Genomic DNA, 12,068 nt, shown 5'->3' with positions numbered 1-12,068 from the left:
GCCGCCTCCCGGCGCGGGCCGGGGGCGGGCCCGTCAGGTGGCGTCGTCGTAGCCGTTGATCTGCCTGCGGCCGCCGTCGGCCTGTTCGGGGAGCGTGGAGGCGGCCGGGGCCCGCTCCGTCGCGCCGATCGGGGCCGGGGTCAGGTCCAGGTCGGAGGCCTCGTCGTCGTCGAGGTCGGCGTCGGGGTTGGCGCGCTTGCGGCGCCGGTCGTTCAGCAGGCAGACGCCGAGGGCGATGAAGTACAGGGCCACGATCGGGGAGGCCAGCGTCAGCATGGTGAGCGGGTCGCCGGTGGGCGTCGCGAAGGCCGAGAAGATCGTGATGCCGAGCACCATGGCGCGCCACCAGCTGCCCAGCCGCTTGGCGCTCAGCACTCCGGTGAAGTTCAGCAGGACCAGCATCAGCGGCAGCTCGAAGGCGAGGCCGAAGACCACGACCATGCGCGTGACCAGGTCGAGGTAGTCGTCGACCGGCAGCAGGTTCTTGACGTGGTCGGGGGTGAAGCCGAGGAGGATCTCCGCCGTCTGCGGCAGGATCTTGTACGCGAGCACCGCGCCGGCCAGGAACAGCGGGGCGCCGACCGCGACGAAGCTGAGCGCGTACTTCTTCTCGTTCTTGTGCAGGCCGGGGGCGGCGAACGCCCACAGCTGGTAGAGCCAGACGGGCGCGGACAGCACGATGCCCGCCGACAGGCCCACCTTCAGCGCGATGGAGAAGGGCGCGGTCAGGCCGTTCGTCGTCATCTCGGCGCAGGGGGCGCCGTTGCGCTGGTGCGTGGCCCCGTTGGTGCAGCCGACGGACGAGAGCATCGGCTCCAGCAGGAAGTCGATGATCGGCCGGTAGAAGTAGGCCGCGAAGATCGTCACGACGACGATCGCCAGCACCGACTTCAGCAGGCGGTTTCTCAGCTCACGCAGGTGCTCGACCAACGGCATGCGCCCTTCGGCGTCCTTGGCCCGGTCCTTGTTCCCCTGCTTGCGGGCAGACTTGAGCAACCCACGTCCCTTGTCTCGTTACAGATGACTCGTGCGACGGGCGACCGCCCCGGATGTCAGGCCTGGGTGGTGCGGTTCGGCTCGCTGACCGGACGGGCGCTGGTGACGTCACCGGGGGCGGCCTGGATGGTGCGCGGGGCGACGGGCTGGGCCGGGGCCTGGTCGGCGACCGGGGCGGTGGCCGCGGCGTCCTCGGACTCGCCGTCCTTCTTCATGGCCTTCGCCTCGCTCTTGAGGATCCGGGCCGACTTGCCCAGCGACCGGGCCATCTCGGGAAGCTTCTTGGCGCCGAACAGCAGCACGATGACAGCGATGATCAGAAGGATCTCAAGGGGCTTCAGATTGCCGATCATGTGTGTCTTCCTTCTCACCGAAACGGCTGGTTGTGGTGGCCTGGCGACTCCGGACGGAGCTCCGGACACCGCTCTGACAAGGATCGTAACCCCCGAGGGTTAACGCCCGGCAATCCCCCGGGGTATCCCCGCTTGCTTACCGCACCGACGGTACGGGTACTCCTCCACGGATTCCATAAGCGCGGGCCGGCGGCCCGCGCGCCTACGGCCGCAGTCCCTGCCCGGCCCGCGCCAGGTCGGCCGCGGCCCGTTCCAGGTCCCCCGACGCCTGCGTGATCCGGCGGCTGGCCAGGGCCACCTGGGCGGACAGCCGCCGCACCTCCAGGAAGACCCGCACGGCCAGCACGGCGAGGACGGCGACCCCGAGGAAGCCCAGGACAATTGCGAGCATCGGCCACAGCATGGGTCGAGCCTAGCGCGCCCGCCTCACACGCTCCGCAGCGTGCTCACCCCACCGCCGGTCAGCAACTCCACAATGCGCTCACCTGCCGGTTTGCGAACCGGAGCCGAGCACTCGGGGCAGGTGAAGGAGTAGAAGGTGGTCCGTCGGCTCCCGCCGATCGCCAGCCGCAGCGCGTCCGCGGCCAGCTCGAACCGGGCCCGGCACTCGGGGCAGGCCGCCTTGAAGGTGACCACCGCCGGCCCAGATGATGGCGACATCGCTCCCCGCTCCCCCTAGATCCGTTCCCCGTACCCCGCGAGTGCTTCTGCGGCGGCCTTCCGCGCGCTCTCCGCCAGTTCCGGAGGCGACACGATCCGGCCATCGCGGCCCAGGCGCAGCGCCAGCCGGCGCAGGGAGGCCGGGTCGGGGCTGCGCAGCGTGATCCGCAGGCCCCCGTCGGGCCGCTCCTCGGCACTGTCGTGCGGGTAGTACTCGGCGACCCAGCGCCCGCCGGGCCCCACCTCGACCACCACCTCCGGGTCCTCGGCGGCCGGCTGCACCAGTCCCTCGGACAGGTCCCGGGGCTCGATCGCGGGCGGCTCGGCCCGCTCGTCGAGCAGTCGGATCTCGGCCACCCGGTCGAGCCGGAAGGTGCGCCGGGCCTCCGACAGGTGGCACCACCCCTCCATGTAGGTGTGACCCACCGCGAACAGCCGGATCGGGTCGACGGTGCGCTCGGTCAGCTCGTCACGGGCGGGCGAGTAGTAGCGCAGCCACAGCCTCCGCCGCTCCGCGATGGCCCGGTCGACGTCCGCGAAGACCCCGCCCTCGGACTCGAAGGTCACCGACAGCCGGGAGCTGGCCCCGGCCGCCTCCCCGGCGGCCGCCTCCAGCTTGGCGGTGGCGCGCAGCAGCGCGTCCCGGTCGCTCTCGCGCAGCCCCGGCAGGGTCGCCACCGCGCGGGCGGCGACCAGCAGGGCGGTCGCCTCGTCGGCGGCCAGCCGCAGCGGCTCGGCCGTGGACTCCCCGGAGGCGTCGGGATTGCGCCACCAGATGCGCTCCCCGTCGGTGTCGATGTCGAGCAGGTCCCCGCCGCGGAAGCTGGTCCCGCACATGGGCAGCACGTCGAGGTCCGAGATCAGCTCGTCCTCGGTGATCCCGAAGGCGCGGGCGACATCGGCGACGTGCGCGCCCGGCCGCTCGCGCAGGTAGGTGACCAGGGACAGCATCCGGCGGGTCTGGTCGATGGCGTTGGCAGCCATGCTGGTACGTCTCCCCCTCAGGGCGTTGCTACGGATGGTGGTGCGGTGCGGCCCGGAGGCTCAGCCCCGGGCGACGGCGCGCAGCCGGTCCACCACGTCGGCCCGCAGATCGGCGGGCTCCACCACGACGACGTCCGGGCCGAACTCCACGAGCCAGGCGTCGAGCCCGTGCCCGTACGGGACCTCCAGCTCGTCCCAGCCGTCGGCGCCCTCGCGCACGGCGGTGGCCTTGGCCCGCAGCGGGTACCCGGCCCCGGCCCGCAGCCGGATCAGCGCGGAACGCTCCCCGCCCTCCCCGGCCCAGCTCGCCACGGTCTCCCGCACGGTCACCACGTCGGGCACCTCGGCGGTGTACTTCCCGGCCCGGGAACGGACCTTCCCGGTGATCCGGGACAGCCGGAACACGCGCTCCGCCCCGCGGTCGCGGTCGTATCCGGCCAGGTACCAGTGACCGCGCCAGCACTCCAGGGCCCACGGCTCGACCTGACGGGGCTCGGGCCGGGCCGCGTTGGACTTGCGGTAGTCGAAGACCACCGGCCGCCGGTCCCGGCAGGCCAGCATCAGCGGCTCGAAGGCCGCCTCGTGGACCGGGATGCGCGGCTCGATGGCACTGTGCTGGCCCTCGTACGGGTCACCGGCCTCCGGCATCCCGCCGGCCCGCAGCTTCTGCAGGGCGCCGCTGGCCGCCCCGGCCAGCCGGGCCTGCTGCCACACCTTGGCCGCCAGCCCCAGGGCCGCGGCCTCCTCGGCGTCCAGGGAGACGGGCGGCAGCCGGTTGCTGTCCCGGCGCGCCAGGTACCCGGGCTCCCCCTCCAGGTTCTCCACGGTCTCGATCACCAGACCGAGTTCGCGCAGGTCGTCCTTGTCCCGCTCGAACATCCGGTTGAACGACTCGTCGTTCCCGGCTTCCAGGTACGCCTCGATGGAACCGCGCAGCTCGCGCTTGCTGAGGGGACGACGGGTCCCCAGCAGACACAGCGCCAGATTCATCAGCCGCTCGGCCTTGGCAATCGCCATCGACGCCGTTCCCCCGCTCCTCGACACACACTCGTGACCGTTGACCGTACCGCCCCGGCGGTCCCGGACAAAAGCGAGGGCCCCCGCCTCACGGCGGGGGCCCTCACGGTGACTGCCGGTGGATCAGGCGGCCATCAGGTCACAGACGAAGATCAGCGTCTCGCCCGGGGCGATCGCACCGCCCGCGCCACGGTCGCCGTAGGCGAGGTGGGCCGGGATCGTCAGCTTGCGACGGCCGCCGACCTTCATGCCCGCGATGCCCAGGTCCCAGCCCGCGATGACGCGGCCGGCACCGAGCGGGAACTGCAGCGCGGAGCCACGGTTCCACGAAGCGTCGAACTCCTCACCGGTGGAGAAGGCCACGCCCACGTAGTGGACGGAGACCATGGCACCGGCCTTGGCCTCGGCGCCGTCGCCCTCCCAGATGTCCTCGATGACGAGGTCCTTCGGGGCTTCGCCCTCGGGGAAGTCGATCTCGGGCTTCTCGAGCTTCTGGCTCACGGAACTGCTCCTCATACGTACGAACCGGTCAACCGGAACAGTCTTACACTGCTCCGACGATGTCCACGACGAAGACCAGCGTCGAGTTGGCCGGCAGGTCCTCACCCTTGGCCTGATCCTTGTACGCCTGCTCCGGCGGGATCACCAGCAGCACGCGGCTGCCGACCTTCTTGCCCACCAGGCCCTTGTCCCAGCCCTCGATGACCTGGCCCTGGCCGATCGCCGTCGAGAACGGCGCCCCGGTCTTCCAGGACGTGTCGAAGAGCTTCGCCGCGTCCTTGCCCTGGTTCGGCGCCCACGCCGCACCGCTGTACTGCATGTACACGGTCTGACCGGACTTGACCTCCGGGCCCTTCCCCTCGATCAGGACCTTGTCGACCAGCTCCTTCGGAGGGTCGTTCTTCGGGATCGTGATCGTCGCGGCCTCGTCCTTGTCCGCCTTCACCTGCGGCAGGTCGGACGGGATCGGCGCCTGCGTGCCCTCGGCCTTCTTCGGCATCACCGAATCCAGGTCCAGCACGAACACCAGGTTGTCCTTCGGACCGACCCCCAGCTGGGGCTGGCCCTGCGCACCGAACGCCGCCGCCGGCGGGGCGACGACCAGCACGCGGCTGCCGACCTTCTTGCCCACCACCGAGTCGCTGAACAGCGGCAGGATCGACTGCGAACCGGCCGGCACGACCAGCGGCTGCCCGTCCTTGTCGTAGGACCCCTGCAGGTCCTTGCCGCTCTTCCAGATCTTGCCGGTGTACTTCGTCAGGACGAGGTCGTCCTTCTTGATCTCCGGGCCACTGCCCTCGGTGACGGTGTGCACCACGAACTTGCCGCTCGGCTCGCCCTTGGGGACGGTGATCTCCGCCTTCTTCCCCGCCTCACCCGCCACGGACGGCATCGGGTCCGCGGCGTCCACCGGCTTCGGAACGTCAGCGGGCTTCGAGGCGTCGGCCGACGGAGACGCGGAGTCCTTCTTCCCGGAGTCGTCGCCCCCTCCGCAGGCCGCGGTGAGCATCAGAGCCGGCACGATGAGCGCGGCAGCAAGTCGGCGTCGCACAATGGTCCTCAGGGTCGCTGGAATGGTCCGTCCTAGCGGCCCACTCTACGGGCTGACCCCTCCCCGACAAGGCGGTGGCGTGCGAAGACCCCGGACGCCACCGCGTACGGGGTCCCCGGCCCACCGGCCTCACATGCCGGCGATGAGCTTCTCCACCCGGTCGTCCACCGACCGGAACGGGTCCTTGCACAGCACGGTCCGCTGCGCCTGGTCATTGAGCTTCAGGTGCACCCAGTCGACGGTGAAGTCCCGCCGCTGCTCCTGCGCCCGGCGGATGAAGTCCCCGCGCAGCCTGGCCCGCGTCGTCTGCGGGGGCACCGACTTGCCCTCGAAGATCTTCAGGTCGTTGCAGACCCGCGCCGCCTGCCCCTTGCGCTCCAGCAGGTAGTACAGCCCCCGCCGACGGTGGATGTCGTGGTACGCGAGGTCTATCTGGGCGACCCGCGGATTGGACATCGTCATGTTGTGCTTGGCCCGGTAGCGCTCGATCAGCTGGTACTTCATGACCCAGTCGATCTCCGTACCGATCCGGTCCAGGTCCTCCGCCTCCACGGCGTCCAGGGTGCGGCCCCACAGCTCCAGGACCTGCTCCACCACCCCGGTGCGGATGCCCCGCCGCTCGGCGAAGTCCAGCGCCTTCTCGTAGTACTCCCGCTGGATCTCCAGGGCCGAGGCCTCGCGGCCGCTGGCCAGGCGCACCTTGCGCTGACCGGTGATGTCGTGACTGACCTCCCGGATCGCCCGGATCGGGTTCTCCAGGGTCAGGTCCCGCATCACCGTGCCCGCCTCGATCATGCGCAGCACCAGGTCGGTGGCCCCGACCTTGAGCAGCATGGTCGTCTCGGACATGTTCGAGTCCCCGACGATCACGTGCAGGCGCCGGTAGCGCTCGGCGTCCGCGTGCGGCTCGTCCCGGGTGTTGATGATCGGCCGGGACCGGGTCGTCGCGGAGCTGACGCCCTCCCAGATGTGCTCCGCCCGCTGGCTGACGCAGTAGACCGCGCCCCGGGGGGTCTGGAGCACCTTGCCCGCGCCGCAGATCAGCTGGCGCGTGACGAGGAAGGGAATCAGGATGTCCGCCAGGCGGGAGAATTCTCCGTGCCGGGCCACGAGGTAGTTCTCGTGGCAGCCGTACGAATTGCCCGCCGAGTCGGTGTTGTTCTTGAAGAGGTAGACGTCGCCCGCGATTCCCTCCTCGTGCAGGCGACGTTCTGCGTCGACGAGCAGACCTTCGAGAATGCGCTCGCCGGCCTTGTCGTGGGTGACCAGTTCGATCAGGTTGTCGCATTCGGGAGTTGCATATTCCGGATGCGATCCCACGTCGAGGTACAGGCGGGCGCCGTTCCGCAGGAAGACATTGCTGCTGCGGCCCCATGACACAACACGGCGGAAGAGGTAGCGCGCCACTTCGTCAGGAGACAGTCGGCGCTGTCCCCTGAACGTGCACGTGACGCCGTACTCGTTCTCCAGCCCGAAAATGCGGCGGTCCATGACTGAACATTACGCCTTCTGCCCTCTTCTGAAACCGGGTTCGAGAGCGGCGTTCCGATCAGTTTTTGACCATCGGCTCCACGACGGCGTCCACGGCACCCTCCACCGGTCCCGTCGAGGACCCCGCCACGGCGCGGCTGCGACCCCCGCCGGACAGGGCGCGCTGAGTCACCGTCAGCACCAGCAGCGCCGCGACACCCGCTCCGCAGGCCACCGCATAGCCCGCCACCGTGCCGCCCGCCTCCACCGCGGGACCGGCCGCCGCCGTACCGATGGCGGCGCCCACCCCGAAGAACGTCACCAGCCAGGAGAACGCCTCCGTCAGGGTGCCCGCCGGAGCGTGCCGGTCCACCACCACGAACGCACACGCCAGCGACGGGGCCAGGAACACCCCCGCCAGCGCCGACAGCCCCACCATCGCCACCGCACCCACCGGCACCATCAGCGGCAGGTAACACACCGCCAGCAGCGCCACCAGCAGCCGCAGCCGCCGCTCCGGCGCGCCCGCCCACTGCCGCGCGCCGTAGAACACGCCGCCGACCAGCGCACCCAGCCCCAGCGCCGCCAGCAGCCAGCCGTACACCGCCTGACCGCCGTGACCGTCCGCGTACGACACCGCGGCCACCGTGATCGCCCCCAGCGCCATCCCCACGAAGAAGAACGCCCCCAGCAGCGCCAGCAGCCCGCGCGAACGCAGCGCCCCCAGCCAGTGCGCCTCGCGCGGCTCGGAACGCCACGTGCGCGAGGGCTCCGACACCACCACCGACAGCGCGCCCAGCACCCCCAGCCCGTTCAGCGCGAGCAGCGCCACCGCGGGCGACCACAGCGCCACGAACAGGGTCACCAGCAGCGGCCCGACCGTGTACATGACCTCCTGGGCCACCGCGTCCATGGCGTACGCGGCGTGCACCCGCTCCTCCTTGCCGCCCAGCACCTTGGGCCACAGCGCCCGCAGACCGCCCTCCAGCGGCGGGGTGAACAGGCCCGCGATCACCACCGCCGCGTAGGCCACGGCCGCCGAACCCGTACCCGCCAGGGCCAGCCACACCATGCCCAGCGCCGAGACCACGGCCGCCGGCAGCTGCACGCGCGGCTGCCCGTACAGGTCCACCGCCCGCCCCAGCAGCGGCTGGCCCACCGCGTTGGCCAGCCCGTACGCCGCAGCGAGCGCGCCCGCCAGGCTGTAGCTGCCCCCCTCGGCCCGGGTGAAGAGCACGATCGCGATCGGCCCGGTGCCGTTCGGCAGCCGGCCCATCAGGGTGCCCGCCAGCAGCCTCGCCGCGTGCCGGGTCCTGAGCAGCTCCGCGTATCCCGCGGCCATGTCCGCCCCCTTCTGCCCGGACCCTGCCGGGGTAATACGTATAACTTGACCCGTCATACGTACCATGGCGGCAGTCCACCGGTCCACCCGACGAACCAGCCCCACCCCCTCCCACCTCGCACTTCAGGAGCAGCGTGTGACGAGACCCACCAGCCGCGACGTGGCCACCGCCGCCGGGGTCTCCCAGGCCACCGTCTCCCTCGTCCTCGGCGACAAATGGCGCGGCCGCGTCTCCGAACGCACCGCCACCCTCGTCCGCGAAGCCGCCACCGCACTCGGCTACCGCCCCAACCTCGCCGCCCGCAACCTCCGCCTCGGCAGCACCCGCACCGCCCTCCTCGTCGTCCCCGCCCTCACCAACGAGTTCTTCGCCCGCGTCTACACCGGCGCCGCCCGCGTCGCCGCCGACCACGGCTTCGGCGTCGTCCTCTACCCCTCCCCCGACGGCACCGGCCCCGCCCGCGACCCCTTCGCCTCCGCCCGCGCCGCCCTCGACGGGGTCATCGCCTCCTCCATGGCCGCCGACGCCCTCACCGCCATCGGCGGCGACGGCCTCCCCCTCGTCATGCTCGACAGCGACCCCACCGCCGGAACCGCCGCCGCCCACGTCAACCTCGCCATGACCGACGGCGTCCACCAGGTCACCACCCACCTCCTCGGCCACGGCCACCGCCGCTTCCTCCACCTCGCCGCCGACATCGAGACCTGGACCTTCGACGTCCGCGCCCGCGCCCTCGCCGCCCGCCTCGGCCCCACCACCGAGCTGCGCACCGTACGGGCCGCGCTCACCGTCGACGCCGCCCGCACGGCCATGGAAGCGGCCCTCGCCGACCCCCACGACCGACCCACCGCCATCGTCTGCGACGACGACATCCTGGCCGCCGGCGCCTGCAAGGCCGCCCGCCGCCTCGGCCTGCGCGTCCCCGAGGACCTCTCCGTCACCGGCTTCGACGACCTCGGCCTCGCCACCGCCGTCGAACCCGAGCTCACCACCGTCCGCCTCCCGGCCGAGCTCGTCGGCGAACAGGGCATGACCGCCCTCCTCGCCGTCCTCGAAGGCACCCCCTGGACCGCCCCCGACATCCCCGTCGAACTCGTCGTCCGCGACTCCTCGGGCCCCGCCCCCACCCCCTGAGCGCACAGGGGCCCCGGCCCGCCGGAAACGGCGGACCGGGGCCCCACGCGCACGCACGCCCTACTCGGCGTCGTCCTCCGGCGCCTCGTCGTTCGACACGGCATCCGCCTGGGCGGCCGCCGGAACGTCCGCCTCCAGCAGCCGCGACAGCTGCCGGCCGCGGATCCGCTTGAACTTGCGCTGCTGCGACCGCGTACGGTCCAGCACCGCCACCTCCAGCCGCTCCGCCGGAATCGCCTTGTCCGCGCCGTTGGCCTGGCTGGACAGCGCCTGCACCGCCAGCTTCAGCGCCTCGGACAGGGTCATCCCGTCCTGGTGCCGCTGGTCGAGGAAGGTGCTGATCTGCTCCGCGTTCCCGCCGACCGCGACCGAGCCGTGCTCGTCCACGATCGAGCCGTCGTGCGGTAGCCGGTAGATCTGGTCCCCGGCCGCCGTGGCACCCACCTCGGCGACGACCAGCTCCACCTCGTACGGCTTCTCCCCGGCCGAGGAGAAGATCGTGCCGAGGGTCTGCGCGTACACGTTCGCCAGCCCACGGGCCGTCACGTCGTCGCGGTCGTAGGTGTATCCGCGCAGATCGGCGTAACGCACGCCGCCGATCCGCAGGTTCTCGTACTCGTTGTACTTGCCGGCGGCCGCGAAGCCGATCCGGTCGTAGATCTCGCTGAACTTGTGCAGCGCGCGGGACGGGTTCTCGCCGACGAACACGATGCCGTCGGCGTACTGCAGCACGACAAGGCTGCGACCGCGGGCGATGCCCTTGCGGGCGTATTCCGCCCGGTCGGCCATGGCCTGCTGGGGTGACACATAGAACGGAGTCGACACCGGCTGTCCGTCCCTTTCTTCTGGGCTCCTACGGGGCGACGGATGGTCAGAGCAGGGCGGCGCGCGGGCCGTCGGGCTGCTCAAGACGACGGTTGGTGACCGTACGGGCGAGCTCCTGCGACTCGTCGTCGGTCAGCCTGCGGAAGCCCTCGTCGGTGATGACGGTGACGATGGGATAGATGTGCCGGTACAGGTCCGGACCGCCGGTCGCCGAGTCGTCGTCGGCGGCGTCGTACAGCGCCTGCACGACCAGCGTGGTGGCCTGCTCCTCCGTCAGGTCGGGACGGAACAGCTTCTTCATCGAGCCCCGGGCGAAGATCGAGCCCGAACCGGTGGCGGCGTACCCGTGCTCCTCGGAACGCCCGCCGGTCACGTCGTAGGAGAAGATCCGGCCCTTCTCCTTGGCCTCGTCGTACCCCGCGAACAGCGGCACGACGGCCAGCCCCTGCATCGCCATGCCCAGATTGCTCCGGATCATGGTGGAGAGCCGGTTGGCCTTGCCCTCCAGGGAGAGGGTCGTCCCCTCCACCTTCTCGAAGTGCTCCAGCTCCAGCTGGAACAGCTTGACCATCTCCACGGCCAGACCGGCCGTACCGGCGATGCCGACCGCGGAGTACTCGTCGGCCGGGAACACCTTCTCGATGTCCCGCTGCGCGATCATGTTCCCCATGGTCGCCCGCCGGTCACCGGCGAGCACGACCCCGCCGGGGAAGGTGGCGGCCACGATGGTCGTCCCGTGCGGCGCCTCGACGACGCCCTCGGGCAGCTTGCGGTTGCCCGGCAGCATCTCGGGCGAGTGCGCGCCCAGGAAGTCCATGAAGGACGACGACCCCGGCGTCAGGAAGGCTGCCGGTAGACGCCCTGTGCTACGAGTGTTGGGTTCCACAGGTTTCCTTCCACGTAAGCGGCTGCACGCCGTATGACGTCCGGCCGATCCTTGAACTGCCCCAAGGCTGCGTTGCAGCTGAAGCACAGTACGCCTCGGACCTTACCCGTCTGATGATCGTGATCAACGTGCTCGGCCGGAGCATTCCGACAGACCACGCAGACCCCGCCCTGGGCGGCGATCATCGCATCGCGCTGCGCCTCGGTGATGCCGTACGAACGCTTCAAGTGGCCAGCCCTGCCTTGGATGGCGCGACACGCCTTGCAGCGAGTGGACAACCCGTCCGACGCCGAAGCGTTCCTGTGCCACTCGCTGTGCGGTTTGACCTCACCGCACTGCCGGCACAGCTTGTGACCGGACGGAACGTCCACTTTCTCTTTGACGACCTTGCCCCTGGCCGCCTGGCGGCGCCGGTAGTGCAGGGCTCCGTACTCCGCCACGCACTCCCGGCACCTCGGCTGCAGGCCGTCCCCACGATTCCGATCTGAGGCGAATCCGCTCAGCGGCACGTCCCGGCTGCAGCCGCGACACCACTTGGTTCCATTGGACATGACCCAATGCTGGCGAGTTCACCTTGGATTCGAAGGCTATTCGCCGCCTTTTTGTACGAAGCTCCGAACGAAATCCTCGGCATTTTCCTCGAGTACATCGTCAATCTCGTCAAGTACGGAGTCGACGTCGTCGGAGAGCTTTTCCTGCCGCTCCTTGAGGTCGGTCGATTCCTCAACCGCCGCCTCCTCGACCTCCTCGGTCGAGCGCGTCGCCTTCTGCTGTCCGCCGCCGGTGTCCTTGGTCGCCATGTCTACCTCACCCCGCTCGGTTCGCACGCCCACATGGAAAGACCCCGG

General features: G+C 70.7%; 15 protein-coding genes. 1 reads left to right on the top strand and 14 read right to left on the bottom strand.

What is annotated here, in order from left to right:
* Window positions 1–33 precede the first annotated feature (33 nt).
* From tatC to SLAV_RS29250, 10 genes are all read right to left on the bottom strand, one after another.
* Window positions 34–996, bottom strand: a complete 963-nt coding sequence (gene tatC / locus SLAV_RS29295) for a twin-arginine translocase subunit TatC (protein ID WP_030233647.1) — start codon at window positions 994–996, stop codon at window positions 34–36.
* 56 nt (window positions 997–1,052) lie between these two features.
* Window positions 1,053–1,349, bottom strand: coding sequence for a Sec-independent protein translocase subunit TatA (tatA, locus tag SLAV_RS29290; protein WP_030233644.1), 297 nt, complete (start codon window positions 1,347–1,349; stop codon window positions 1,053–1,055).
* Between the two features lie 202 nt (window positions 1,350–1,551).
* A complete protein-coding gene (locus SLAV_RS29285; protein WP_030233641.1) occupies window positions 1,552–1,752 on the bottom strand; it encodes a hypothetical protein in 201 nt (66 codons plus the stop codon).
* Window positions 1,753–1,775: 23 nt separating this feature from the next.
* Window positions 1,776–2,009 (bottom strand): CpXC domain-containing protein, encoded by a 234-nt coding sequence (locus SLAV_RS29280; protein WP_030233639.1) that lies wholly within the window; start codon window positions 2,007–2,009, stop codon window positions 1,776–1,778.
* 15 nt (window positions 2,010–2,024) lie between these two features.
* Window positions 2,025–2,993 carry a helix-turn-helix transcriptional regulator gene (locus SLAV_RS29275; RefSeq protein ID WP_030233637.1) on the bottom strand — a complete coding sequence of 323 codons (969 nt, stop codon included), beginning with the start codon at window positions 2,991–2,993 and terminating at the stop codon, window positions 2,025–2,027.
* A gap of 60 nt (window positions 2,994–3,053) precedes the next feature.
* Complete coding sequence (locus tag SLAV_RS29270) at window positions 3,054–4,010, bottom strand: helix-turn-helix transcriptional regulator (RefSeq protein WP_030233634.1); 957 nt, start codon at window positions 4,008–4,010, stop codon at window positions 3,054–3,056.
* Between the two features lie 123 nt (window positions 4,011–4,133).
* The gene (locus tag SLAV_RS29265; protein ID WP_030233627.1) at window positions 4,134–4,526 is read right to left on the bottom strand and encodes an FKBP-type peptidyl-prolyl cis-trans isomerase; all 393 of its coding nucleotides are present in this window, start codon (window positions 4,524–4,526) and stop codon (window positions 4,134–4,136) included.
* Window positions 4,527–4,554: 28 nt separating this feature from the next.
* Window positions 4,555–5,562 (bottom strand): FKBP-type peptidyl-prolyl cis-trans isomerase, encoded by a 1,008-nt coding sequence (locus tag SLAV_RS29260; protein WP_030233624.1) that lies wholly within the window; start codon window positions 5,560–5,562, stop codon window positions 4,555–4,557.
* Window positions 5,563–5,691: 129 nt separating this feature from the next.
* Window positions 5,692–7,053 (bottom strand): Pup--protein ligase, encoded by a 1,362-nt coding sequence (gene pafA, locus SLAV_RS29255; RefSeq protein ID WP_030233622.1) that lies wholly within the window; start codon window positions 7,051–7,053, stop codon window positions 5,692–5,694.
* Window positions 7,054–7,111: 58 nt separating this feature from the next.
* The gene (locus tag SLAV_RS29250) at window positions 7,112–8,374 is read right to left on the bottom strand and encodes an MFS transporter (protein WP_030233619.1); all 1,263 of its coding nucleotides are present in this window, start codon (window positions 8,372–8,374) and stop codon (window positions 7,112–7,114) included.
* 136 nt (window positions 8,375–8,510) lie between these two features.
* Here SLAV_RS29250 and SLAV_RS29245 point away from each other — a divergent pair, with 136 nt between their 5' ends.
* Window positions 8,511–9,509 (top strand): LacI family DNA-binding transcriptional regulator, encoded by a 999-nt coding sequence (locus SLAV_RS29245; protein ID WP_030233616.1) that lies wholly within the window; start codon window positions 8,511–8,513, stop codon window positions 9,507–9,509.
* A 60-nt stretch (window positions 9,510–9,569) separates the two neighbouring features.
* On the opposite strand, the gene prcA is transcribed toward SLAV_RS29245, so the two are convergent.
* Genes prcA through SLAV_RS29225 form a run of 4 tightly spaced genes read right to left on the bottom strand, consistent with a single transcriptional unit; the run spans window position 9,570 to window position 12,020 of the window.
* The gene (gene prcA / locus SLAV_RS29240) at window positions 9,570–10,334 is read right to left on the bottom strand and encodes a proteasome subunit alpha (RefSeq protein WP_078950451.1); all 765 of its coding nucleotides are present in this window, start codon (window positions 10,332–10,334) and stop codon (window positions 9,570–9,572) included.
* 46 nt (window positions 10,335–10,380) lie between these two features.
* The gene (gene prcB, locus SLAV_RS29235; RefSeq protein WP_030233611.1) at window positions 10,381–11,220 is read right to left on the bottom strand and encodes a proteasome subunit beta; all 840 of its coding nucleotides are present in this window, start codon (window positions 11,218–11,220) and stop codon (window positions 10,381–10,383) included.
* Window positions 11,172–11,771, bottom strand: a complete 600-nt coding sequence (locus SLAV_RS29230) for an endonuclease VII domain-containing protein (protein ID WP_030234210.1) — start codon at window positions 11,769–11,771, stop codon at window positions 11,172–11,174. Before SLAV_RS29230 ends, prcB begins: the two co-directional genes overlap by 49 nt.
* A gap of 36 nt (window positions 11,772–11,807) precedes the next feature.
* Entirely contained in the window at window positions 11,808–12,020 is a 213-nt protein-coding gene (locus tag SLAV_RS29225; protein WP_030233608.1) for a ubiquitin-like protein Pup, read from the bottom strand.
* Window positions 12,021–12,068 lie beyond the last annotated feature (48 nt).

This window comes from Streptomyces lavendulae subsp. lavendulae, from assembly GCF_002803845.1.
In the GTDB taxonomy this organism is placed as follows: Bacteria; Actinomycetota; Actinomycetes; order Streptomycetales; family Streptomycetaceae; genus Streptomyces; species Streptomyces lavendulae.
Note: the sequence above shows the minus strand (reverse complement) of the source record. Positions and strands in the feature narration are given on the sequence as shown.

Coding starts and splice junctions, on each gene's coding strand:
- tatA (WP_030233644.1), bottom strand. CDS start 1,349: ATGATCGGCAATCTGAAGCCCCTTGAGATCCTTCTGATCATCGCTGTC.
- SLAV_RS29285 (WP_030233641.1), bottom strand. CDS start 1,752: ATGCTGTGGCCGATGCTCGCAATTGTCCTGGGCTTCCTCGGGGTCGCC.
- SLAV_RS29280 (WP_030233639.1), bottom strand. CDS start 2,009: ATGTCGCCATCATCTGGGCCGGCGGTGGTCACCTTCAAGGCGGCCTGC.
- SLAV_RS29275 (WP_030233637.1), bottom strand. CDS start 2,993: ATGGCTGCCAACGCCATCGACCAGACCCGCCGGATGCTGTCCCTGGTC.
- SLAV_RS29270 (WP_030233634.1), bottom strand. CDS start 4,010: ATGGCGATTGCCAAGGCCGAGCGGCTGATGAATCTGGCGCTGTGTCTG.
- SLAV_RS29265 (WP_030233627.1), bottom strand. CDS start 4,526: ATGAGGAGCAGTTCCGTGAGCCAGAAGCTCGAGAAGCCCGAGATCGAC.
- pafA (WP_030233622.1), bottom strand. CDS start 7,053: ATGGACCGCCGCATTTTCGGGCTGGAGAACGAGTACGGCGTCACGTGC.
- SLAV_RS29250 (WP_030233619.1), bottom strand. CDS start 8,374: ATGGCCGCGGGATACGCGGAGCTGCTCAGGACCCGGCACGCGGCGAGG.
- SLAV_RS29230 (WP_030234210.1), bottom strand. CDS start 11,771: ATGTCCAATGGAACCAAGTGGTGTCGCGGCTGCAGCCGGGACGTGCCG.
- SLAV_RS29225 (WP_030233608.1), bottom strand. CDS start 12,020: ATGGCGACCAAGGACACCGGCGGCGGACAGCAGAAGGCGACGCGCTCG.